This is a genomic window from Buchnera aphidicola (Sipha maydis), from assembly GCF_024029855.1.
Taxonomy (GTDB): Bacteria; Pseudomonadota; Gammaproteobacteria; order Enterobacterales; family Enterobacteriaceae; genus Buchnera_J; species Buchnera_J aphidicola_BI.
The window spans coordinates 350,858-376,197 of record NZ_CP097205.1 but is presented as its reverse complement, the minus strand read 5'-3'; the positions used below and the strand labels follow the sequence as shown (position 1 = coordinate 376,197).

General features: G+C 22.3%; 23 protein-coding genes and 1 tRNA gene. 7 read left to right on the top strand and 17 right to left on the bottom strand.

Features of this window, described 5'->3' with window-relative positions; all coding sequences use genetic code 11:
• Window positions 1–14: 14 nt before the first annotated feature.
• On the top strand, window positions 15–1,586 hold the full coding sequence (purH, locus tag M3Y47_RS01830) for a bifunctional phosphoribosylaminoimidazolecarboxamide formyltransferase/IMP cyclohydrolase (protein WP_252839381.1): 1,572 nt from the start codon (window positions 15–17) through the stop codon (window positions 1,584–1,586).
• A gap of 144 nt (window positions 1,587–1,730) precedes the next feature.
• Here the strand turns inward: purH and metE are convergent, their stop codons facing one another.
• The 3 genes from metE to ftsY form a co-directional block, all read right to left on the bottom strand.
• Window positions 1,731–4,001, bottom strand: a complete 2,271-nt coding sequence (metE, locus tag M3Y47_RS01825) for a 5-methyltetrahydropteroyltriglutamate--homocysteine S-methyltransferase (RefSeq protein ID WP_252839380.1) — start codon at window positions 3,999–4,001, stop codon at window positions 1,731–1,733.
• 92 nt (window positions 4,002–4,093) lie between these two features.
• Window positions 4,094–4,963: an RNA polymerase sigma factor RpoH gene (gene rpoH / locus M3Y47_RS01820; RefSeq protein WP_252839379.1), complete on the bottom strand. Its 870-nt coding sequence runs from the start codon at window positions 4,961–4,963 to the stop codon at window positions 4,094–4,096.
• Between the two features lie 187 nt (window positions 4,964–5,150).
• Window positions 5,151–6,230, bottom strand: a complete 1,080-nt coding sequence (gene ftsY / locus M3Y47_RS01815; RefSeq protein WP_252839378.1) for a signal recognition particle-docking protein FtsY — start codon at window positions 6,228–6,230, stop codon at window positions 5,151–5,153.
• Window positions 6,231–6,324: 94 nt separating this feature from the next.
• On the opposite strand from ftsY, the gene rsmD reads away from it, so the two are divergent.
• Together rsmD and dnaC are read left to right on the top strand one after the other, a co-directional pair.
• Entirely contained in the window at window positions 6,325–6,897 is a 573-nt protein-coding gene (rsmD, locus tag M3Y47_RS01810) for a 16S rRNA (guanine(966)-N(2))-methyltransferase RsmD (RefSeq protein WP_252839377.1), read from the top strand.
• Window positions 6,898–6,992: 95 nt separating this feature from the next.
• On the top strand, window positions 6,993–7,733 hold the full coding sequence (gene dnaC / locus M3Y47_RS01805) for a DNA replication protein DnaC (RefSeq protein WP_252839376.1): 741 nt from the start codon (window positions 6,993–6,995) through the stop codon (window positions 7,731–7,733).
• 20 nt (window positions 7,734–7,753) lie between these two features.
• Here dnaC and efp read toward each other — a convergent pair whose 3' ends face one another.
• The 3 genes from efp to M3Y47_RS01790 form a co-directional block, all read right to left on the bottom strand.
• The gene (efp, locus tag M3Y47_RS01800; protein WP_252839375.1) at window positions 7,754–8,323 is read right to left on the bottom strand and encodes an elongation factor P; all 570 of its coding nucleotides are present in this window, start codon (window positions 8,321–8,323) and stop codon (window positions 7,754–7,756) included.
• A gap of 159 nt (window positions 8,324–8,482) precedes the next feature.
• The gene (groL, locus tag M3Y47_RS01795; protein ID WP_252839374.1) at window positions 8,483–10,129 is read right to left on the bottom strand and encodes a chaperonin GroEL; all 1,647 of its coding nucleotides are present in this window, start codon (window positions 10,127–10,129) and stop codon (window positions 8,483–8,485) included.
• A 48-nt stretch (window positions 10,130–10,177) separates the two neighbouring features.
• Entirely contained in the window at window positions 10,178–10,471 is a 294-nt protein-coding gene (locus tag M3Y47_RS01790) for a co-chaperone GroES (protein WP_252839373.1), read from the bottom strand.
• 203 nt (window positions 10,472–10,674) lie between these two features.
• On the opposite strand from M3Y47_RS01790, the gene M3Y47_RS01785 reads away from it, so the two are divergent.
• A tRNA-Phe gene (locus M3Y47_RS01785) sits at window positions 10,675–10,747 on the top strand.
• Between the two features lie 49 nt (window positions 10,748–10,796).
• On the opposite strand, the gene mnmE is transcribed toward M3Y47_RS01785, so the two are convergent.
• The 5 genes from mnmE to rpmH form a co-directional block, all read right to left on the bottom strand.
• Window positions 10,797–12,167 carry a tRNA uridine-5-carboxymethylaminomethyl(34) synthesis GTPase MnmE gene (gene mnmE / locus M3Y47_RS01780; RefSeq protein ID WP_252839372.1) on the bottom strand — a complete coding sequence of 457 codons (1,371 nt, stop codon included), beginning with the start codon at window positions 12,165–12,167 and terminating at the stop codon, window positions 10,797–10,799.
• A 54-nt stretch (window positions 12,168–12,221) separates the two neighbouring features.
• The gene (yidC, locus tag M3Y47_RS01775) at window positions 12,222–13,355 is read right to left on the bottom strand and encodes a membrane protein insertase YidC (protein WP_252839371.1); all 1,134 of its coding nucleotides are present in this window, start codon (window positions 13,353–13,355) and stop codon (window positions 12,222–12,224) included.
• Between the two features lie 5 nt (window positions 13,356–13,360).
• The gene (locus M3Y47_RS01770; RefSeq protein ID WP_252839370.1) at window positions 13,361–14,008 is read right to left on the bottom strand and encodes a hypothetical protein; all 648 of its coding nucleotides are present in this window, start codon (window positions 14,006–14,008) and stop codon (window positions 13,361–13,363) included.
• 142 nt (window positions 14,009–14,150) lie between these two features.
• Window positions 14,151–14,501: a ribonuclease P protein component gene (rnpA, locus tag M3Y47_RS01765; protein WP_252839369.1), complete on the bottom strand. Its 351-nt coding sequence runs from the start codon at window positions 14,499–14,501 to the stop codon at window positions 14,151–14,153.
• A 19-nt stretch (window positions 14,502–14,520) separates the two neighbouring features.
• Window positions 14,521–14,664 (bottom strand): 50S ribosomal protein L34, encoded by a 144-nt coding sequence (gene rpmH, locus M3Y47_RS01760; protein WP_252839368.1) that lies wholly within the window; start codon window positions 14,662–14,664, stop codon window positions 14,521–14,523.
• A 255-nt stretch (window positions 14,665–14,919) separates the two neighbouring features.
• Between rpmH and dnaA the strand changes: the two genes are divergently transcribed.
• The 3 genes from dnaA (at window position 14,920) to gyrB (ending at window position 19,815) form a co-directional block, all read left to right on the top strand.
• Entirely contained in the window at window positions 14,920–16,230 is a 1,311-nt protein-coding gene (dnaA, locus tag M3Y47_RS01755) for a chromosomal replication initiator protein DnaA (protein ID WP_252839367.1), read from the top strand.
• Window positions 16,231–16,234: 4 nt separating this feature from the next.
• Window positions 16,235–17,335 carry a DNA polymerase III subunit beta gene (dnaN, locus tag M3Y47_RS01750; RefSeq protein WP_252839366.1) on the top strand — a complete coding sequence of 367 codons (1,101 nt, stop codon included), beginning with the start codon at window positions 16,235–16,237 and terminating at the stop codon, window positions 17,333–17,335.
• Between the two features lie 68 nt (window positions 17,336–17,403).
• Window positions 17,404–19,815, top strand: a complete 2,412-nt coding sequence (gene gyrB / locus M3Y47_RS01745; RefSeq protein WP_252839365.1) for a DNA topoisomerase (ATP-hydrolyzing) subunit B — start codon at window positions 17,404–17,406, stop codon at window positions 19,813–19,815.
• Between the two features lie 118 nt (window positions 19,816–19,933).
• Here gyrB and atpC read toward each other — a convergent pair whose 3' ends face one another.
• The 6 genes from atpC to atpF are packed head-to-tail and all read right to left on the bottom strand — an operon-like array spanning window position 19,934 to window position 25,283.
• Window positions 19,934–20,347 (bottom strand): ATP synthase F1 subunit epsilon, encoded by a 414-nt coding sequence (gene atpC / locus M3Y47_RS01740; RefSeq protein WP_252839364.1) that lies wholly within the window; start codon window positions 20,345–20,347, stop codon window positions 19,934–19,936.
• Window positions 20,348–20,372: 25 nt separating this feature from the next.
• Complete coding sequence (gene atpD / locus M3Y47_RS01735) at window positions 20,373–21,770, bottom strand: F0F1 ATP synthase subunit beta (RefSeq protein ID WP_252839363.1); 1,398 nt, start codon at window positions 21,768–21,770, stop codon at window positions 20,373–20,375.
• Between the two features lie 23 nt (window positions 21,771–21,793).
• Window positions 21,794–22,672 carry an ATP synthase F1 subunit gamma gene (gene atpG / locus M3Y47_RS01730; protein ID WP_252839362.1) on the bottom strand — a complete coding sequence of 293 codons (879 nt, stop codon included), beginning with the start codon at window positions 22,670–22,672 and terminating at the stop codon, window positions 21,794–21,796.
• A gap of 26 nt (window positions 22,673–22,698) precedes the next feature.
• Complete coding sequence (gene atpA / locus M3Y47_RS01725; protein ID WP_252839361.1) at window positions 22,699–24,249, bottom strand: F0F1 ATP synthase subunit alpha; 1,551 nt, start codon at window positions 24,247–24,249, stop codon at window positions 22,699–22,701.
• A 15-nt stretch (window positions 24,250–24,264) separates the two neighbouring features.
• Entirely contained in the window at window positions 24,265–24,798 is a 534-nt protein-coding gene (gene atpH / locus M3Y47_RS01720) for an ATP synthase F1 subunit delta (protein ID WP_252839360.1), read from the bottom strand.
• A complete protein-coding gene (atpF, locus tag M3Y47_RS01715; RefSeq protein WP_252839359.1) occupies window positions 24,789–25,283 on the bottom strand; it encodes a F0F1 ATP synthase subunit B in 495 nt (164 codons plus the stop codon). The genes atpH and atpF overlap by 10 nt, the downstream gene beginning before the upstream one ends.
• Between the last annotated feature and the right edge of the window lie 57 nt (window positions 25,284–25,340).

The window sequence follows — 25,340 nt, the reverse complement described above, 5'->3', positions numbered from 1 at the left end:
TGAAAAAATAAAATATGAAAATAAAAAATGCATTAATCAGTGTATTTAATAAATCAAAAATAATTTCACTATCTCAAGCATTAGTTAAAAAAAAAATAAATATTTTATCAACACAAGGAACAAGAAAAATTTTAAAAAGTAAAAAAATACCCTGCTTAAAAATATCAGATTTTACGAAATATAAAGAAACCCTCAATGGACAAATAAAAACATTACATCCTAAAATATATTCTGGAATATTACATGATCCCACTTTAGATTCTAAAATAGTTAAAAAAGAAAAAATTCTCTCTATTAATTTAATTATAGTCAATTTTTATCCATTCGAAGAGAAAAATCATACACATCTACAAAAAAATATAAAAAATTATACAAAATATATTGATATAGGAGGACCTTCTCTAATACGTGCAGCAGCAAAAAATTATAAAAATGTAATAGTTGTCGTAGATATTCAAGATTACAAATATATTGTAAAAAAAATTCTTAATAACGAACATTTTTCATATTCTGAAAGATTAAAATTTGCGATGAAAGCATTTAAATATTCAGCAAAATATGAAAAAAAAATATATGAATTTTTTAAAAAAAAATACTATATAAAAAATAAAATAAACGTGAAAAAAACTTTTCCACAAAAAATTACAATTACATTAAAAAAAAAAGAAAAATTAATTTATGGAGAAAATCCACATCAAAAATCTTCTATATATGTTGAAGAAAATTTTCAAAAAAAAGATGAAATATTCGAAAAAATTCAAGGGAAAAAACTTTCATATAATAATATTTTAGATGCAAATATTGCATTAGAATGCGTTTCTCAATTTAAAAAACCTACATGTGTAATAATAAAACATGGAAATCCATGCGGAGCATCTACTAAAGAAAACCTATTGAAAGCTTATAAAAATGCTTATAAATGCGATCCTAATTCTGCTTTTGGAGGAGTCATTGCATGTAATAAAAAAATTAGATCTCATGTAATAAAAAAAATTATTAACAATCAATTTGTAGAAATGATTATAGCTCCTAATCTCTCTTTAAATGCAAAAAAAATTGTAAATAATAAAAAAAAAATTAGAATACTTATTACAAATAACAAAAAAATAAATTTTTTTGAAAAATTAGAAATTCGAACTATCAATCATCAATTTTTAATACAAGAAAAAGACTATGATAATTTCAATTATAAAAAATGGGAAATAGTGAGTTTAAAAAAACCAAATAAAATTGAAATAAAAGACGCTATTTTTGGATGGAAAATTTCTAAATTTGTTAAATCGAATGGAATAGTTTATGTTCATAATAAATCAACTATATCTATTGGTTGTGGTCAAACTAGTCGTATTTTAGCTGTACACAATGCAAATACAAAAATTCAACACAATAATAGAAAATTAAAACACATTACAATGGCATCAGATGCTTTTTTCCCATTTAAAGATAATATTCAAGAAGCAAGAAAATTTCATGTTTCATGTATTATCCAACCGGGTGGCTCTATCAGAGACAAAGAAATTATTCAAGAAGTAAACAAAAATAAAATGTCTATGATTTTTACCAATATCAGACACTTTAAACATTAAATTATCTGAAATTTAAAAAAATATAAAAAATATTTAATTATTATAAATTCAAAAAAAATTTTTCATACTCTAAAAAAAATAAAAAAATACAAATTCTATGAAATAAAAAATTTTAGCAAAGAAATCTTTGCTAAAATTTACTAATTAATGATTTTGCAAAATACGTACTTTTTTTGTAGCATTAACTAAATGTCTTAAAGAATGTTTCACTTCTCTCCAAGTTCTCGTTTTTAATCCACAATCAGGATTGACCCATAATTTTTTATAGGAAATTAATTTCATAGATTTCTTAATTAATTTAATCAGATCATCTTCAGTAGGGATATTTGGAGAATGAATATCATAAAATCCTGGACCAATACTATTTGGATATCTAAAATTCTTAAAAAACTTTAATATTTCCATATTTGAACGCGCATTTTCAATTGTTATCACATCAGCATCTAAATCTACTATAGATTGCATAATATCATTAAACTCACAATAACACATATGTGTATGTATTTGCGTAGTATCTTTTACTTTAGACACACTCAATTTAAATGCTTTCACAGCCCATTTTAAATATTCTTCTTGATCAATATTTCTTAAGGGTAAACCTTCTCTTAAAGCTGGTTCATCAACTTGTATAATATTAATCTTATTTTTTTCTAATTCACGTATTTCATCTTGTAAAGCTAATGCAATTTGTTGAGAAATTATTTTTTTAGAAATATCTTCTCTCGGAAAAGACCACAATAACATTGTAACAGGACCTGTTAACATTCCTTTAACTGGTTTTTTAGTTAAAGATTGTGCATATTTAATCCAAGATACGGTAATAGGTTTAATATAAGAAATGTCACTAAAAATAATTGGAGGTTTTACACATCTAGAACCATAACTTTGTACCCATCCATCATTTGTAAATAAAAATCCATCTAAATTTTCTCCAAAATATTCAACCATGTCATTACGTTCAGGTTCTCCATGAACCAAAACATCAATATCTAAATCTTCTTGAATTTGAATATTTTTTTTAATGATTTTAAAAATTTTTTCTTTATAAACTTTTTCATCTAAAATTTTGTCTTTAAATTTCGCTCTCAAAAATCTTAATTTTTTTGTCTGAGGAAAAGAACCAATTGTTGTTATTGGTAATATAGGGAAATTAAACTTTTTTTGTTGTTTTTTAAATCGTATAACATAATTATTCTTTCTTTGATAATCTTTTTCTGTAAGATTTAATAATCTTTTCTGAATATTTTTTTTATTTAACTGATTGAAATAAATCTTTTCATGCAAAGGAAGAACCCAAGATTCTAATAAAGTTTTTTTATTTTTATTAATCGCATCATTTAATAAAAATAATTCATAACATTTTTGTACAGCAAAAGAAAAATAATTTTTTATTCTAGAATCAAAATGAATTTCTTGATCTAAGTCAATAGGAACATGTAATAAAGAACAAGATGTACCAATCCAAATATTTTTTCGATATTTTTGAAAATTTTTAACTAAATGAAAACATTCTAATAGATTAGTTTTCCAAATATTTCTTCCATTAATTATACCTAACGATAAAATTATTTCTTGTGGTAATTTTTTATTAAAATTTTGTAAATCATAATCTCCAGAAATTAAATCTATATGTAAACCATCTATCGGAATAGATTGAATAATATCTAAATTATGCGTAATACTTCCGAAATATGTGGTTAATAACGTTTTTAAATCACTTTTCAAAAATTTATAACTATATATAAAATTTTTTTTCCATTCATCAGGTAAATCTAATGCTAAAATAGGTTCATCTATCTGGATCCAAGAAATATTTTCATTTTTAATACATTTTAAAATTTTTTGATAAACTGGCAAAATTTTAGGAAGTAAAGATAAACAATTAAAATTTAAATCACCAGATTTTCCTAAAAAAAGATATGACATTGGTCCTAAAATAATAGGTTTAATATCTTTTTTATAATTTTTCGCTTCGCGAATTTCTTCTAATATCTGTTTCCATAAAAAATGAAAAGAACTTTTTTGGTTAAATTCTGGAACAATATAATGATAATTAGTATTAAACCATTTTGTCATTTCAGAAGGAAAAGTAGGTTTTCTATTAAATGAAACTCCTCGAGCAATATGAAATAATGTATCTAAATCCACTTCACCATCATATAAAAATCTTGATGGAATGTTTCCTAACATCATGCTTGTTGTTAAAACATGATCATACCATGAAAAATCTCCAACTGATAAAAAAGATAAACCCATATCTTTTTGAGTTGTCCAATTTTTTTTTCTGATATTTTTACCAACTATTTTTAATTCACATTGAGAAATCTTTCTGTTCCAATAATCTTCTTGAGATTTCTTTAATTCTCTTTTCCAACCTATTCTTGGAAATCCTAATATATGACTACATATTTTCATGAAATAATCTCTTTTCTTTAATTTTTTGATATTTATAAAAAAAAATTTTAAAAACTAATTAAAAAAAATAAAAAATTAAAAAAATATTAAAATTATATGTTTTTTATTGTTAAACGAAGTTTTTTCATAGCGTTTTTTTCTAATTGACGTACTCTCTCAGCTGATATTCCATAAATTTTTGCTATATCTTGTAAAGTATTTTTTTTTTTATTATTATCTAACCAACGCGAATAAATAATATCTCTACTACGTTCATCTAAACATGAAAGAGCTAAATTTAATTTATTTTTAGTGTGCTTCTTCCAGTTATCTTTTTCTATTCCATAAGTAAAATCTGATAGTTGATCTTTTAAAAATGGAATAGAATATATATTTTTTACATTCTCCTGAGAATCATCATCTTCTGTATGATTATTAAAAAAAACATCTTTAGCTGACATTCTAGATTCCATTTCAATAACGTCCTTATTTTTTACTCCTAATTTTTGTGCTACATACGAAATCTCTTTTTTATTAAACCAACCTAACTTTTTTTTTGTTTTTCTTAAATTAAAGAAAAGTTTTCTTTGTGATTTAGTAGTAGCAACTTTAACAATTCTCCAATTTCGAAGAACATATTCATGAATTTCTGATTTAATCCAATGAATTGCAAAAGAAATTAGACGAACTCCTAAATAAGGATTAAATTTTTTAACAGATTTCATCAAACCAATATTTCCTTCTTGAATTAAATCTGCTTGAGGTAACCCATATCCAGAATAATTTTTTGCAACATGAATAACAAAACGTAAATGCGATAATATTAAAATTTTAGCAGCTTTTAAATCACCATTTTGAAATAATTTTATAGCTAATTTTTTTTCATCTTTTGCAGATAAAATAGGAAAATTACTAGAAATTTTAATACAAGTATTTAAAGAATTTAAAAAATTTCTTGATGAAAATTTCATTCTATCAATCATTTTTATTCCTATCAAACTCATAATTTTAAATAATTGTCAAATAAAAAATGAGTTAAAATTTTATAAAATAATCACCATAAAATATATAAAAAAATTCATGAAAAAAATTTTTAAAAAATAATTTTAGACAATATAGAATTTTATTTATATATCTTACTTTTTTATTAATATAACATAATTTTAATAATTAAAATTTGAATATTGAATTAATAAAATCTTTCTTATCAAAAAAATAAATATCATTTAAAGATTCACCGGAAGTAACATATCTAATTGGAATAGAAAATTTATCTGCTATAGATAAAACAATTCCTCCTTTAGAAGTTCCATCAAATTTCGTTAATATTAATCCAGTAATTCCTAAAAATTTATTAAACTCTTTTGCTTGAATTAAAGCATTTTGCCCAGTACATGAATCAATTGTTAAAAGAATTTCAGTTGGTCCTACTCCATTAATTTTCTTTATAACGCGGATTATTTTTTTTATTTCATGCATTAAATTAATTTTTGTATGTAATCGACCTGCAGTATCAATAACTAATACATCAAATTTTTGTGAAATAGCTTTTTGGACAGAATCATATACAACAGAAGCTGGATCAGATCCAACGTTTTTAGAAATAACAGGTATATTGTTATTTTTACATAAATTTTCTACTTGATCTACTGCTGCAACTCTAAAAGTATCTGCAGCAGAAACAAGAACTCTCTGCTTATTATTTTTATATAGTTTAGCAAGTTTAACAACTGTTGTAGTTTTTCCTACACCATTTACGCCAACTAAGATAATAATAATAGGTTTTTTTATATTAGAACTTAAAAAAAGAGATTTAGGTGTTTTTTTAAAAATATTTATCATTTCCTTTTTAATAGCATGTAAAACTACATTTGAATTTTGTAATTCTTCTTCATTTAAATTGTTTTTTACATTATTTAATAATTTTTCTATAGTTTTAAAATTGACATCTGCAGAAATTAATTTTTCTTCTAATTTTTTAAAAAAAGATGAATCAATTTTTTTATTTACAAAAATATTCTTAAAAATAGAATGTAAATTTTCTTTAGTTTTTTTAAATTTGTCTTTTAGAAAATTTATAAATTGCTTTCCTTTTTTAATATATGTTTTTTTTTCTTGAACTTGTGTATCTTGAAAAGATTTTTCTTTCTTTTTTATTTTCTCAATATTAGTTTCTTCGCTATTTTTTTTTTTAAAAAAATTTATTTTATCAATAAATGAAAAAAAAAAATTCTTGTTGTCTTTAGACATAAATAAATGACCTTTTATAAAAAAATTTTATATAATATGATATCTTAATAATAAAACATTTTTATAAAAAAATTCATTATTTATCAAAAAAAAAATGAAAAAAAAAAAATTTAAAAAAAATACTTTAAAAATTATTGGTGGAAAATTTAAAAAACATAAAATTTATATTAATCATTCCAAAAATCTTAGACCAACTACAAATTTTATTCGAGAGACATTATTTAATTGGATAACAAAATATATTCAAAATGCAATATGTTTAGATTGTTTTGCAGGAAGTGGAATATTAGGAATTGAATCTATTTCTAGACATGCAAAACACGTTACATCTCTTGAAATTGATAAAAAAAATATCTTTTATATATACAAAAACTTAAAAAAGTTAAAAATTAATACAATAAAAATAATTCATACAAATACTTTAAAATGGTTAAAAGAAAAAAAAAATAAATATAACATCATTTTTCTTGATCCTCCTTATAATAATTTTCAATTATTACAAAAAACTATATTTTTATTAGAAAAAAATAAATATACTAAAAAAAATACAATCATTTATATCGAAAAAAAAATTTCTAAAAAAACTTTTCATATTCCAAAAAACTGGATTATTCAAAAAAAAAAAGCAACTAAAAAAATAGAATACACTATTTATTTAAAAAAATAACTTATATCGTGATAAAAAAATATTTTTAAAACAATAAAGATTTATACAATAAAAATTTGAAAATACAACAACGAATAGAAAATTAGGATTTTTTTATGAAAAATCATATAAAATTAATGAAACGTATAAAATCTATTATTCCACCTCATATTCAACCTAAATTTAAAAATGAAAAAGATTTATTATTATGGAATAAAAAAAAAGGTTTACTATTCTCAAAATCTATTTTAATAAGAAATAAAGCTATGAAAATTCAAAAAACTTTAGAAGAATCTGGAATAAAAGATTTGTATCTTAATTGTTCTTTTAAAAATTATAAAGTGTTTCATTCAGGACAAGAAAAAGCACTCAATTCCTCTAAAAAATATGTAAAAAATTTTAATAAAGAATTATCAAATTTTATTTTTTCAGGAAAACCAGGAACAGGGAAAAATCACTTAGCTGCAGCAATAGGAAACCATTTAATTTTACATGGAAAAAAAATATTAATAATTACCATTGCAGATCTTATGTCAAAAATAAAAAAAACATTCCAAAAAAATAATAATTTTACTGAAGAATATTTCATTAATAAAACAAGTACAGTAGATTTATTAATTATTGATGAAATAGGAATACAAAAAGAATCTAACTATGAAAAAATAATTATTCATCAGATTATAGATAGACGTTCAGCATCTAAAAAATCCACAGGAATGTTATCCAATTTAAACTATAACAGTTTGCATCAACTTTTAGGAGAAAGAATACTTGATCGCATGAAATTAGGAAACAGTATATGGTTGAATTTTAATTGGAAAAGCTATCGTTCATATGTTTCTGTTAAAAAAAAATAAAACTAAAAAAATATCACTCATTATTTTACTCTTGAAATATATTTACATTTTCTTGTATCAACTTTTATATAATCATTAATTTTTATAAAATAAGGAACTTTAATTGATACACCTGTTTCTAATATAGCCATTTTCAAACTATTATTTATTGAATTTTTTTTAATAACAGGAGATGTTTGAATCACTTTTAAATTAATAAAATTGTTAACATTTACTGAAATAACATTTTTTTTCCAAACAGTTAATGAACATTGACATTGAGGTATTAACCAAAAACGTTTAAAATCAATAATTTCTTTAATAACATGAATCTCTTCAAAAGTACTATTATCTAAAAAATACCAAAAAGAATTATCATTATATAAATATATTGAATCAATTTCTTTAATATTTGCTTTTTTTAAACGATCAGTTGCTTTAAAATTTAATTCTACTGTTTTTCCTGATAAAAAACTTTTAAACTTTACACGTGTAAAAGCTTGTCCTTTTCCTGGTTTTACAAAAAAACTACTTTTAATAATACATGGTTCTTTAAAAATAATAACTTTCAATCCTGGTTTTAATGAATGTATAGAATAATTATTTGACATATTTTAAAAAAAATTAATTAATATTAAAGGTTGATTTTAAAATATTTTCCCTTAATACAAGAGAAAATTAAGGGAAAATAAATTAAAATATTTTAAATTTTTTTGTGTTAATAATAATTTTATTTATAAATAAATTATATTATTTTACAAAAAAAATTATTACATCATTCCACCCATTCCACCCATTCCACTAGATGCTGGAGAAGGAATTTCAGAAGATTTATCTTCTTTAGGAGAATCAGTAACCATACATTCAGTTGTAATCATTAAACCTGCAACAGAAGCAGCATACTGAAGTGCTGATCTAGTTACTTTCGTTGGATCTAAAATTCCGAAATCAAGCATATCTCCGTATTTATCAGTAGCAGCGTTATATCCATAATTTCCTTTTCCATCTTTGACATTATTTGTCACAACAGAAGGTTCTTCACCAGAATTTTCTACTATTTGACGTAAAGGAGCTTCCATTGATCTTAAAGCAACTCGTATTCCAACATTTTGATCTTCATTTTGACCAGTAATTTTTGAAATTTTTTCAGCAACACGTACTAAAGCAACACCACCTCCTGCAACAACACCTTCTTCAACTGCTGCTCGAGTTGCATGTAACGCATCTTCTACACGTGCTTTTTTCTCTTTCATTTCTACTTCTGTCGCAGCTCCTACTTTTAATACTGCAACACCGCCAGATAACTTAGCTAATCTTTCATTTAATTTTTCTTTATCATAATCAGATGTAGATTCAGTAATTTGTTGACGAATTTGAGATATTCTACGTTTAATATCAGATTTTCTTCCAGATCCACTAATTATAGTTGTTGAATCTTTTGTAATAACAACTCTTTTAGCTTGACCTAAATCTTCTAAAGTAGATTTTTCTAATTCCATTGCTAACTCTTCAGATATTACTATTCCTGAAGTTAATATAGAAATATCTTGTAACATATCTTTACGACGATCTCCAAACCCAGGAGCTTTAACTGCTGCAATTTTTACAATTCCACGCATAGAGTTTACAACTAAAGTTGCTAATGCTTCACCTTCTAAATCTTCAGAAATAATTAATAAAGGTTTTCCTGATTTCGCAACAGCTTCCAAAATAGGTAAAAGTTCTCTAACATTGGAAATTTTTTTATCAACTAAAAGTATATAAGGATTTTCTAATTCTACAACACCAGTTTCTGGTTTATTAATAAAATAAGGAGATAAATATCCTCGATCAAATTGCATTCCTTTTACTACTTCTAATTCATCTTCTAAACCTGTTCCTTCCTCTACAGTAATTACTCCATCATTTCCTACTTTTTCCATTGCTTCAGCAATTAAAGAACCAACATTTTCATCAGCATTCGCAGATATTGTTCCAACTTGAGTAATAGCTTTAGAATCTGAACATGGAACAGATAATTTTTTTAATTCTTGTACAGCTTTTACAACTGCTTGATCAATCCCTCTCTTTAAATCCATTGGATTCATTCCAGCCGCAACAGCTTTTAAACCTTCGTTAACAATAGATTGCGCTAATAAAGTTGCAGTCGTTGTTCCATCTCCAGCTACATCATTTGCTTTGGAAGCTACTTCTTTAACCATTTGTGCTCCCATGTTTTCAAACTTATCTTCTAACTCAATTTCTCGAGCAACAGAAACTCCATCTTTTGTTATACTTGGAGCACCAAAAGATTTATCTAAAACAACATTTCTACCTTTAGGTCCTAAAGTAACTTTTACTGCATCGGCTAATATATTTACTCCACGAAGCATTTTAGTACGAGCTTCATTTCCAAACTTTACGTCTTTAGCTGCCATTTTTAAATTTCCTCAAAGAATGTTTTAATAAAAAAATAAAAAAAAATATTATTTTTCAATAACTGCTAAAATATCATTTTCTGTTAAAATTAAAACTTCTTCATCATCAATTTTTTCTGTTTTTGCACCATATCCTTCATTAAAAATAACAATATCATTTACTTTGACGTCTAACTTTTTTATACTTCCATTATCTAAAATTCTCCCATTCCCAACTGCTAAAACCTTACCTCTATTAGACTTACCTGCAGCAGAACCCGTTAAAACAATTCCACCTGCAGATTTTGATTCAACTTCTTCACGCTTAATAAGAATACGATCATGTAAAGGGCGTATTTTCATTTTTTAAGATCTCCTTTCACATTTTTCTTTAATTATTAATTTTAATAAAAAATTTCTTACGATAATCTTTGTATTCTAAAATTAGATATGTGGACTATTTATATTACTTTCAAGGTTTAAATATAAAAATAAAGATTTTTTTTTAAATAAAAAAGAAAAAAATATTGACAAATTATAAGAATTAATGTTTTACTATGTATTATGCCCGGATAGCTCAGTTGGTAGAGCAGGGGACTGAAAATCCCCGTGTCGGTGGTTCAATTCCACCTTCGGGCAAATTTAAAAAAAATATTTTATATACCGAGAAATTGAAATCATAAATAAATTATTTTCCTATACAAAAACGAGAAAAAATTTTATTTAGAATATCGCGAGAAAAAATTTTTCCAGTAACTCTATTTAACGCATTTTGAGCATTTTGTAAAAAATAAGCTATTACTTCATAATTTTTATTTTTTTTCCATTCCTTCTTACCTAAAATTAATTCCTTTTTGGCTAAAATTATTTCTTCTAAATGTCTTTGCCGTGCTAAAAAGAAATTTTCTCCACAAACATCATAATTATACTTCTTTAAAATTTTTTTAAAATATTTAATAAAAATATCTAATCCGATTTTTTTTTTAATTGACATATAAATACAATGTATATTTTTATAAATAGATAAATGCGGAGGAATATTTGTTAAATCGATTTTATTACAAATTAAAATAATAGTAATAGAGCTTGGAAGTTTTTGAATAAACTTGAAAAACTTTTTCAATTGATCATTTTTATTTTTAGTAATATCTATTAAAAAAAATAAAATTTCAGATTTATAAATTTCTTTTTTAGCAAGAGAAATACCAATTTTTTCAACTTTATTTTGCGTTCTACGTATACCTGCAGTATCAGTTAATTCTATAAGAAATTTATTAAAATAAATTTTATTATGAATTAAATCTCTTGTCGTTCCTTTAATATTTGTTACTATAGAAAATTTTTTACATGACAATAAATTAAAAAAACTAGATTTCCCAGTATTTGGAAAACCAGCAATTACAACTTTTATTCCATTTTGTATAATTTTTCTATTTTTTGATAAACATAATAAATTATCTAAACAATTAATAATATTTTTTATTTTTTTTAAAAATTTTTTTTTAAAATTTATATTTAAATCTTCTTCTTCTGAAAAATTTAATTCTGATTCTAACATTACACGAATATCAACAACCTTATTAATAATATTTTTAATTTTATCTGAAAAAGATCCATTTAAAGATTTTAAAGATGCTTTCACTGCTGATTCAGAACTTGCATTAATTAAATCTATAATAGATTCTGCTTGTGTTAAATCTATTTTATCATTTAAAAAAGCTCTTTCAGAAAATTCTCCTGGTCGAGCAATACGTATTCCTGGTATTTTTAGAATTCTTTTAATTAATAGTTTAACAATATAACTATTTCCATGACCTTGTAATTCAAGCACATCTTCTCCTGTATATGAATTAGGTGCAGGAAACCATATTCCAATACCTTGATCTAAAACTTCACTATTCACATCAAAAAATTTTACATAACTAGCATATCTAGGTTTTAAAATTTTTCCTAAAACATCTAAAGAAACTCTATGAGATTTTTTACCAGAAATTCTTACTATATAAACTCCACCATTCCCTTGAGGAGTTACTTGAGCAACGATTGTTGTATCAGACATATATTTTTAAAAGAATGATTATTATTTTAGAAGAAAATTTTTTTTTAAAAAAAATTAAATTAATTTTTTTTTGTTAAATTCATCATAAACATATTTTTGTTGTACAATGCTAAATACATTACTTACAATATAATACAGAACCAATCCAGACGGAAACCATAAAAAAAATACTATAAAAAATATTGGTAACAACATCATTAACTTTTCTTGCATACTCCCTGATAAAATTTCTTGAAGACTTTTTTGCGAAGAAATCTTCTGTGTTATTAACATCGTTACCCCCATAATCACTGGAAGTATATAAAATGGATCATAATTTGAAAGATCATGAATCCAAAATATAAAAGGAGCATTTTTTAATTCAGATGTATTAGTTAAAGTATAATAAAAAGCTAAAAAAATTGGCATTTGAATAATTAATGAAAAAAATCCTGAAAAAGGAGAAAGATTATTTTTCTGATATAATTTAACAACTTTCTCGCTCATTTTAGTTGTATTGTTTTTATATTTTTCTTTCAAAAAATCTAACTTAGGTTGTAAATTTTTTAAATGTATCATAGAAAGATATTGAGATTTTGTTAAAGGATACATTAATAAACGTATTAATATTGTTAATAAAATTATAGAAAATCCCCAATTTCCTATTATTCTATAAAAAAATTTTAATAATATAAATAAAGGTTGAGACAAAAACCAAAAAAATCCATAATTAACTGTTGATTTATTATTATTTACAACAGATAACTCTTCTTTTTGAACTTTTGTATCAACCAGAGAATCTAAAAAAAAATTTTTTTTATAATTTGATAAAAAAAAAAATAAAAATATATTTTTTTTAAGAGTAGAAAGAAACTCAAAAATATTGTAACAAACAAAATTTAAAATTCTTACAATCACTACGTGAAAAAAATTACTATTATGAGAAAATAATTTTTTCAACTCTGTAAAATGTCTATTGTAAAAATTTTTATCTAAAAATTGATTATCATTCGAACAATTTACCTGAAAAGTTTTATTATTGTATAGATGAATTATATTTTGAGAAAAACCATATAAATCATCAGTATTACATGATAATCCTTGTACGTTAATAATATTTAATGATTTTCGCAAAAAATTTTTAGATATTTTTTTCTTACTCAAATCATAAATATTATTATTTAACTGAAAATATTTTTTTTTATTCAAATTTTTTAAAAAAAAAAACTAGATTGTTTCTTTGAAATATTATTTTGAAAAATTTCAAATTTATAAGAATTATTATCTTTTTTAGAAACTAAATCTGCAACATCATCAATATGATCAGCATCTCCTTGACTCGCTGCTTCATCATAGCTATGATCATTTATATCATCTTCTTGTTTTTTTACTTCATTTTTTGGAGCACTCGGAGTTTCTACTTTTATCGGTGTTTTTGGAGCTTCTTTCGGAGCACTCGGAGTTTCTACTTTTATCGGTGTTTTTGGAGCTTCTTTCGGAGCATTTGGATTTTCTGTTTTCGCTGGTGTTTTTGGAGCTTCTTTCGGAGCATTTGGATTTTCTGTTTTCGCTGGTGTTTTTGGAGCTTCTTTTGGAGCATTTGGATTTTCTGTTTTTTCTGGTGTTTTTGGAGCTTCTTTTGGAGCATTTGGATTTTCTGTTTTTTCTGGTGTTTTTGGAGCTTCTTTTGGCTTATTCGGATCTTGATTTTGTTGATCATTTTTATCATTTTGCTGAGTTTTTACAGAACTATCTTTAGTAGAATTTATATTCTCTGAAGAATTCTTATTATGCAATACATGCCATAAAAAAAAAGAAACAACGATAAAAGAAAAAATAAAAAAAATTCGTCTATAATTCATATTTTTCTGCTCTTTTATTTAATATATTTGTTAGTAAGTTATTAAATTAATCTTTTTTTTTAAATTTTAAATTATTAAAATTTAGTTAAAGTAAAATAATTAATTTAAATATTATAAAAAAACATTCGCATCTTAAAACAATTTATTTTGGTTTAAAAAAATTTTTATACCATAAAAAACTCAATCTCTTCAAAAAAAATTTATGAGATTTTATATCTTGTCTTTTTATATTAACAACAAAATCCATTTTACAAAAATTTTCTTTATTAATGCGAAAAAATTCTCTAATAACTCTTTTAAAATAATTTCTTTTATTAGCTTTTTTTATATTTTTTTTTGCAATTGAAATACCTAATCGAGAATATTTTACATTATTTTTTCGAGAAAATATAAAGATCTCCTTAAATTTTACTATATAAGAATGTTTAAAAACATTTTTATATTGTTGCGAACTTAATAATCTAAATTTTTTTTTAAAAGAAAATTTTTTCACAAGAGATTTTTAAATCGTATTATTTAGAAGAAATTGTTAAAAAAAACCGCGCTTTTGCTCTTCTTCGAGATAAAATATGACGACCATTTTTAGTAGACATTCTTTTTCTAAAACCGTGTACTCGATTTTTTTTTAAAACTGATGGTTGAAAAGTTCTTTTCATAATCCTAAAACCTAATATAAATGAATTTTTATTTAAAAAAAATAAAAAATTTTTAAATTTATATTTTCTGAAATATTTATAAATACAAAAATAATAATATATTATAAAAAAAATTAAAATATATTTTTATTATACATTATAACATCATATAATCATTTTCTTTATTTTTATTTCTCAAAATATAAATAAAAATTTTTCAATTTAATATTCTATTAAATTAGAAACTTAATATTTTTTCTTGTGGAGTATAATTAAATGTTTTATTTAAAATGGAAAAAATGTATTAATTATTTTAAAAAAAAAATACCACAAAGTGAATTTAATATGTGGATACGCCCTTTACAACCAAAAATTAAAAAAAAAAATTTTTTTTTATATACTCCCAACAATTTTTTTTTACTTTGGATTAAAGAAAAATATTTAAAAAAAATAAAAATATTAGTAAAAAAATATTTTAATATCAAATCTAGTCATATAAAACTAATTATAAATAAAAAAATTATTCAAATATCTAAAAACTATAATATAAAAAAAAATGAAAATAATCAGGAAAATGTTTTAAAAAAGTATAAATTCAAAAATTTTATTATTGGAAAATCTAATAAATTAGCATATCAATCAGCATATCATATAGCACAAAATCCAGGAAATTTTTATAATCCATTTTTTTTATATGGAAAAACAGGATTAGGAAAAACTCATTTATTATATGCAATTAAAAACTCTTTAGAAAAAAAAAAATATCAAAAAATAATATATATAAAATCTGAACATTTCGTGCAAAAAATGGTTAAGTCATTAAAAAATAATTCTATTGAAAAATTTAAAAAATATTACCGTTCAGCAAATATTTTAATAATAGAAGATATTCAATTTTTTTCATATAAAAATAGAACGCAAGAAGAATTTTTTTATACTATATATGATTTAATTGAAAAAAATAAACAAATTATTATTACTTCTAATTGTTATCCAACCAAAATGAAAGGAATAAATGAAAGATTACAATCAAGACTAGATTCTGGATTAAGTGTATGCATCAATACTCCTACAAAAAATACACGAATTAAAATTTTGATTAAAAAATCTCATGAAAAAAATATTTTTTTACCATACAGAATAATATATTTTATTGCAAACAACTTTAAATCAAATGTTCGTGAACTTGAAAGTATTTTAAATAAAATTCAAGCAAACCTTTTGTTTAATAAACATAAAAATATTACTATAAATCTTATAAAAAAAATATTAAAAGATTTTTTACAAGTAAAAAAAAAAAAAATTACTATAAAAAAAATTCAAAAAATCGTATCAAAACATTATAATATTAAGTTATCTGAATTATTATCTATTAAAAAAAATAAATCTATTATACTCCCACGCCAAATAGCTATGACTCTTTCTAAAAATCTAACTAAACATAGTTTACAAGAAATTGGAAATTTTTTTAATAAAAAAACACATACAACTGTCTTATATGCATGTAAAAAGATAAAAAAATTGTATAATAAAAATCTTATTATCCAAAAAAATTATAATATTTTACTAAAAAAACTATCTGTATAAAATTATGAAATTTATTACTGAAAAAAAAAATATTTTAATTCCATTACAAAAGATTAATACATTATTAATAAAAAATAATCCTAATAAAATTTTAGGAAATATTTTAATTGAAATTAATAAAAAAAATATATTTTTAAGAAGCACAAATACAGAAATTGAGCTAATATATAAAATTTCTAATGATTATGAATGTAATCCAGGAAAAATTACTGTTTCAGGAAGAAAAATGTTAGAAATATTCAGAATAATTTCCGAAAAATCATTAATTTATATTAAATTAATAAAAAAAAAATTATATATTTCATCAAATAAAAGTAAATTTTGTTTACTAACAATTTCTGAAAAAAAATTCCCATATTTTAAAAAAAAAAAATATAAAAGAAAATTTCATATAGAACAAAAAATTTTTAAAAATATGTTAGAATATATTTATTTTTCAATGTCTTCACAAGATATTAGACCATATTTAAATGGAATTTTCATAGAATTTCAAAAAAAATATATTAGATCTATTGCAACTAATGGACATAGAATGGCAATCTTTAAGAAAAAAATAAAAGAAAGATATCCTATTTTTTCTATGATTTTACCCAGAAAATCAGTTATTGAATTAATTAAACTTTTAAACCATAAAAAAAATTTAATAACAATTCTATATCATAAAAACTATATTCAATTTCACATTGAAAATATTATTTTTACTTCAAAATTAATAAATAGTAATTTTCCAAATTTAGATCATATCTTAATTAAAGATAAAAAATATACAATAAAAACTAATGCAAAAAAATTAAAAAAATCTTTATCCCATGTATCTATTTTAGTTCACGAGCAATTAAAAGGAATATATTTAAAACTATCAAATAATCAATGTAAAATTACTTCGCACAATCAAGATGAACAAGCAAAATATAAATTTACACTTAAATATAAGTATCATAAAAAAATAAAATTATCTCTTAATATTAATTATTTATTAGACGTTTTAAACGTTTTAAAAAATAATTTTATTAATTTAATTCTTGATGAAAAAATTCAATATTTACAAATTGAAGTTCCAGATAAACCAGAGTTAAAATATATAATTTTACCTTTATATCTATAATTTATATAAAAAATTTTAGTAAAAAGAAAAAATTTTCAAATATATAAATTTTTATAACAAGAGAAATAATGAAAAACACTTATAATTCATCTAACATAAAAATATTAAAAGGTTTAGAAGCAGTAAAAAGACGTCCAGGAATGTATATAGGAGATACAGATGATGGAACAGGATTACATCACATGGTATTTGAAGTAGTCGATAATTCTATTGATGAAGCTCTTGCTGGACATTGTAGTAAAATAATTGTTTCCATTCATAAAGATGATTCAATCTCAGTAAAAGATAACGGAAGAGGAATTCCTACAGATATTCATCCTGAAGAAGGTATACCAGCTTCTGAAGTAATTATGACAATGTTACATGCTGGAGGGAAATTCGATGATTACTCATATAAAATATCAGGAGGTTTACATGGTGTTGGAATATCTGTTGTAAATGCGTTATCTCAAAAATTAAAACTAACTATATATCGGAATAAAAAAATTTATCAACAAATATATTCTAATGGAAAAAAAATCAGTGAGTTAGAGATAATTGGAAAAAGCAAAACAACAGGAACTAAAATAAGATTCTGGCCTAATAGAAAAATTTTTAAAAATGTAAAAAAATTTAAACATGAAATTATTGCAGAAAGATTAAAAGAATTATCTTTTTTAAATCCAAATATTTCTATCTATCTACTTAATCATATAAAAAAAAAAAAAAAAAAATATTATCATCAAGGAGGGATTAAAGAATTTATTCAACATATCAATAAAAAAAATAAATTTATTCACTCAAAAATATTCTATTTTATTTCAAAAAAAAAAAATATCCTTATAGAAGTTGCTATGAAATGGAATGATTCTACAAAAGAAAATATTTTATGCTATACCAATAATATCCCTCAAAAAGAAGGAGGAAGTCATCTATCAGGATTTAAATCATCACTTACGAGAACTATTAATAATTATATAGATAAAGAAATATCTCATAGAAGAAATAAAATTAATATCATTGGAGACGATGTTAGGGAAGGATTAACAGCAATTGTTTCTATAAAAATAAATGATCCAAAATTCTCTTCACAAACAAAAGAAAAATTAGTATCTTCTGAAGTAAAACCTATAATTGAATCGTTAATACATGAAAATTTAATAAATTTTTTATTAGAAAATCCTACTGATACAAAAATAATTATTAATAAAATTCTTGAATCCGCAACGACTAGAGAAGCAGCAAGAAAAGCTAGAGAAATAACAAAAAAAAAAAGCGCATTGGAAATATCTGGTTTGCCTGGAAAATTATCTGATTGTCAAGAAAAAAACCCTACTTTATCAGAAATATATTTAGTCGAAGGAGATTCTGCTGGAGGATCAGCTAAACAAGGTAGAAATAGAAAAAATCAAGCAATATTACCATTAAAAGGGAAAATTCTTAATGTTGAAAAATCAACGTTTGAAAAAATGCTTTCTTCGCAAGAAGTTACTTCAATAATTACAGCCTTAGGATGTGGGATAGGAAATGAAAATTATGATTTAAAAAAACTAAGATATCATAGAATTATAATAATGACAGATGCAGACATCGACGGATCACATATCAGAACTTTATTATTAACTTTTTTTTATAGATACATGCCAGAAATTATTGAAAGAGGACACATATATATTGCTCAACCTCCACTATATAAAATTAAAAAAGGAAAAAAAGAAAAATATATAAAAAATTACCTATCAATGAAAAATTATCAAATAAAAATTGCGTTAAAAGAAATTCAAATAATTAATTCTAAAAAAGAACGCATTGAAAAAAATTTAAAGGAGTTTAATAAAATTATATATAATTATATTAAATTAAAAAAAAATATCAAAAAAAAATATCCTATTTTTGTAAAAAATATTTTTCATAAATTAATGGAATATAAATCTATTAATAATTTTGAAAATAAAAGAATATTGCAAAAATGGATTAAAAATTTAATTAAAAAACTAAATTCTACAAATAGTTATAATGATAAATATTCATTCATCATAAAATATACAAAAGAACAAAAAAAATTTGAAATACATATACATGTTAAAATATATGGAAATATTCAATGTTATATTTTAAAAAAAAAATTCTTTACAAGCTCAACGTATAAAAAAATATCTATTATTTATAATCAATTTAAATCTTTTATAAAAAATAATTTATATATTAAAATACATAAAAAAAGAAAAAAAATAACATCTTTAAAAAAAATTTTCAAATGGATTATGAAACATTCCAAAAAAAAATCTACAATACAACGTTATAAAGGTTTAGGAGAAATGAATCCACAACAATTATGGAATACAACAATGAATCCTGAAACTAGAAGAATGTTAAAAGTACAAATCTCAGATGCTATTTATGCAAACAAATTATTTAGTATTCTTATGGGAGATTCAGTGGAACCGCGAAAAAAATTTATTCAAAAAAACTCCTTAAAAGCAGAAAATATAGATTTTTAAACGTTTTATTATTAAAAAAAAATTAATTTTATATCAAAAAATTATTAGCGGCAGAAAAAAAATAAAATACACCGCCGCTAAAACACAAAATGTAAGAAATATTTCATTTTTATAAAAATTAATTCTTATTTTTTTTTATTTTTTCTAAAATTTTTATTTTTTTTAAAATATCTTTGTATTTTCTAAAAATATTTAAATTTCTTTCTATATTAATTTTATTATATTTATTTTCTATTATTTTTTTTTTTTTTAATAATTTTTTTTTATCTAGATGCGTAATATTAAAAAAATAATCAGATATTAAATTTACTAATCTAGGTTGAACTTCTACGATTCCTTTTGAAGTATACAATTTTTCAGAAAAATTACTAGATTGTACAACATTGATTATTCCCGGTTTAATAAAAGTTATTAAATGAGCATGTTGAACATATACACTAAAATTTCCTTTTTCTCCTGTTAACACAACATATTTAATATTTTTATAATATAAATTTTTTTTTAAACTCACAATATTTAATGTTAAAAACATATAACTTTAAATTTCCTTTTATTTTCTATATATTATCTTCAAATTTTTGTACAGCTTCTTTTACAGAGCCGATCATATAAAAAAAACTTTCCGGTATATGATCATAATCCCCACGTAATATACATTTAAAACCAAAAATAGTATCTTTTAAAGTAACATATTTTCCAGAAGATCCGGTAAAAACTTCAGCAACAAAAAAAGGTTGAGATAAAAATTTTTGTACTTTTCTCGCTCGTGAAACTAATAATTTATCATTTTCAGATAATTCATCTACCCCAAGTATGGAAATAATGTCTTTTAAATCTTCATATTTTTGCAAAATAGATTGAACTTCTCGCGCAATATTATAATGATCTTTACCAATGACACTTGAATTCAAATTATTACTAGTAGAATTTAAAGGATCTATAGCAGGATAAATTCCTAAAGAAGAAATCTTTCGACTTAATGTAATTGTAGCATCTAAGTGAGAAAAAGTTGCAACAGGAGATGGATCAGTGAAATCATCAGCAGGAACATAAACCGCTTGTATTGAAGTAATTGAACCATTTTTTGTAGAAGTAATACGTTCTTGTAAAGATCCCATTTCATCAGATAAAGTAGGTTGATATCCAACTGCAGAAGGAATTCTACCTAATAAAGAAGAAACTTCTGTTCCTGCTAAAATATATCGATATATATTATCAATAAACAACAAAACATCCTTTCCTTCTTCACGAAATTTTTCAGCTAAAGTTAATCCAGTAAATGCTACTCGGAACCTATTTCCAGGAGGTTCATTCATTTGTCCATATACTAAAGAAACTTTGTCTAAAACTTTTGAATCTTGCATTTCATTATAAAAATCATTTCCTTCTCTGACTCGTTCTCCAACTCCTGTAAAAACAGAATATCCCGAATGTTTAATTGCAATGTTTCTAATTAATTCCATCATATTAACTGTTTTTCCAACTCCTGCTCCGCCAAACAACCCAATTTTCCCCCCTTTAGAAAATGGACATATCAAATCAATAACTTTAATGCCAGTTTCTAAAATAACACGAGAATTAGATTGTTCTTGGTACGAAGGAGGTGATCGATATATTTCCCAATATTCTTGATCAGAAATATTTTCTTGATTAAAAATAGGACCTTTTCCATCTATTGGCTCACCTAAAACATTGATAATTCTACCTAAAGTCCATTTTCCAACAGGAACTTTAATAGTATGTTTTAAATTTTTAACATACATGCCTCTTTTTACACCGTCTGAAGAACCCATAGAAATTGTACGAACAAGATTAGATCCTAAATGTTGCTGTACTTCTAAAATTAAAGAAAAATTTTGTACTTCTAAAATATGATAAATTTTAGGTAAAGCTTCTTGAGAAAATTTCACATCAATAATAGGACCAATAACTTGAACAATCTTTCCAAAAGACATATTTTTTTTAAACCTCAATATATTTAATCCATTAAAACTACAGATGCTCCAGAAATTATTTCAGTCAATTCTTGAGTAATATTAAATTGACGAGATTTATTATATATAACCTGTAAATCTTGAATTAAAGTAGCACTGTTTTCTGTTGCATTTTTCATAGCTATAATTCGTGAAGAATATTCATTTATTAAATTTTCTAAAATACTATGATATATTTTTATTGTACAAAATCTATTTAAAATATTTTCATACAATAAAGAAGAATCAGATTCATAAATATAATCCCAAGAATTTTTTGATAGACTTTTTTTAGAATTTCGTTGAATAGGAAATAATTTTTCAATAATAGGGATATATTTTTTCTTATTACAATTTTTATTGTACACAATAAAAATTTCATGAAATTTTTTTTTCTTATAATTTTGAAAAATTTTATTTGAAAAGTTTTTAACTGTAAAAAAATTAAAATTTTTATAAAAATTGAAATTATATTCTTGAATATTTTCTTTTAATTGATTAATAAAAATTGATTCTTTTTTTCCAAATATTATAATTTTAAAAGAAAATTTTCCAAAAATAGACTCTTTTAAATATAAAAGAAAATGTTTAAATAAATTTGTATTTAAATTACCACATAAACCTTTACTTGATAAAACAACAATAAAAATTATTTTTTTAATCTTTTTCTGAAAAAAAAATAAACTTTTTTCTTTTTTATTACGTATCAAATTACTAAGATTACAAATAATTTTTTCAAGAGTATTTAAATATGGTTGAATTAAATTTATTTTAACTTTAGATTTTTTCATTTTAATCACAGAGATCATTTCCATAGCTCGAGTGATTTTTTTTGTATTTAACACACTATTAATTTTATTTTTTATCTCTTTTTTATTAATCATAAAAACCATTTTCAATATATAAAATATTATATTTCATTATAATCTTTTTGAAACGATTTAATTAAATCCATTATTTTTTTTTCTATTACAATATTATATTCTCCATATTTATTTATCTCTTTAAGTAAAGAAAAATATTTTTTTTTAGCATAAAACAAGAAATTTTTTTTAAAATTATAAATATTTTTAAATTTAATTGTATTTAATATTTTTTTTTCTATTAAAAATAAAAGTATGGATTGTTCAGCAATAGAAAGAGGTTGGTATTGCTTCTGTTTTAATAATTCAATAATTTTTTTACCAAAACTTAATTGTTTTTGTGTATCAACATCCAAATCTGAAGAAAATTGTGAAAATGCTGCTAACTCCTGATATTGTGCTAAAAAAGTTCTAATTCCTGCAGAAAATTTTTTAATAATTTCAATTTGTGCAGAACTTCCTACACGAGAAACTGATATTCCAGAATTAACAGCAGGTCGTATTCCAGAATTAAAAAGATTAGACTCTAGAAATATCTGACCATCTGTAATAGAAATAATATTTGTTGGAACAAAAGATGCAACATCTCCTAACTGTGTTTCAATAATTGGAAAAGCTGTTAAAGATCCAGTTTGTTTTTTTTTAATAAATCTTGCTTTATTTTTAGAAAATAAATATTTCTCATTTACTTTTGATGCTCTTTCTAATAATCTAGAATGTAAATAAAATATATCTCCAGGATATGCTTCTCTTCCTGGTGGTCTTTTTAATAATAAAGAAATTTGTCTATATGATATTGCATGTTTAGATAAATCATCATAAACAATTAGAACATCTTCTCCTTTATCCCTAAAATATTCTCCTATTGAACACCCGGAATATGGAGATAAATATTGTAAAGCAGCTGAATCAGATGCAGATGCAGAAATAACAACCGTATTTTCTAAAGCATCATTATTTAATAAAATTTGAACAATTTCAGAAATAGATGACATTTTTTGACCAATTGCAACATAAATACATTTAACACCTAAATTTTTTTGATTAATTATTATATCAATAGCTAAAGATGTTTTTCCAGTTTGTTTATCTCCAATAATTAACTCTCTTTGTCCTTTTCCAATAGGTATCATAGAATCAATAGATAAATAACCAGTATGAATAGGTTTATTAATTTTTTCTCGATCAATAACTTCAGGAGCTTTATTTTCTATAGGATAATAACCGTTATTAATAATTTCACCTTTTCCATCAATAGGAATTCCTAAAGCATTAACAACACGCCCTAAAAAATTCTCTCCTACTGGAACTTCTAAAAGTTTTCCTGTACATCGGACATTCATACCTTCATAAATATCTGAAAAAGGACCTAAAATAATAGCTCCAACAATATCTTTTTCTAAATTTAATGCAATAGCATATATATTTTTAGATAATACAAGCATTTCTCCTTGCATTACATTATTTAAACCATAAATTTTAACAATCCCATCCATAACAGAAATTACTTGACCTTCATTATATATACGTGTATTAATTTTAAAATCCAAAATACGTTTTTGAATTATTTTACTAATTTCTACAGAATTTATCTGCATTATCTTCATTCTCTTTTATATTTTTAAAAAATTTATTAAACATTCTAAATCATATTTAATAGAATAATCAATTATAAAACCGTCTATAATAATTACTATTCCACTAATCAAACTTTTATCTATAAAAAATTTTAAAGAAATTTTTTTAGAAAAAAATTTACTTAAAAAATTAATTATGTTTTTTTTTTGTAAATTATTAATATAATGAGAAGTTTTTAAGACTACTTGAATCATATGTTCATAAGTATTTTTTTTATATTTATACGCTTGATAAATTTCAGGAATTAAAGATAGTTTTTTGTTTTCAGATAAAATTTTTAAAAATTTTTTTTCAGAATCATATAATTTGAAATTTTTGAATAAAAATTTTAAAAACTTATATGATATATGATATTCTAAATATCCAGATATAATAAATTTCATATTTTTATCTTGAATAATTAAAGATAATAATTTTAAAAATTCTTTCCAACGGCGTATTCTTTTTTCTTTAACCGCAACATAAAAAATAGCTTTTGCATAAATATATGCAATTTTTTTTAAAAACATTTTGAAGCGCCTTTAAAATCTAAAATAAATTGTTTAATACTTTTATTTAGATGATCTTCTTTTACAAGTTTTTCTTTTAAAATTTTTTCAGCAATTTTTATACCTAAAGAAATAGATTTCTTTTTAATATCATTGTATGCTTTAATTTTCATAATCGAAATTAATAATTTCATTTCTTTTAAAATTTTTTTTCTTTCAAAAAATGCTTTTTTTTTAGCGTCTTCGATAATAAAATTTTTTTTCTCAAATGCACTTTCAATAATTTTAAAAGATTTTTTTTTTGCGGAATGAATCTTTAATATATTTTTTTGATTTATTCGATCAATCTTATTTTTAGCTTTTTTTAAGCGAATCATTGACTTACGAACTTCGCTTTGTCTTTTTTCAATAACTTTGATAATTTTAGGCCAAATAAATTTCATACAAAAAAAGACAAAAAAAATAAAAGAAATAGCTTGTCCTAAAATAGTTGCATTAATATGCATAAATATTTATTCCTTAAAAATTATTTTCATAAAAATGTTATATTGAAATAAAATCTA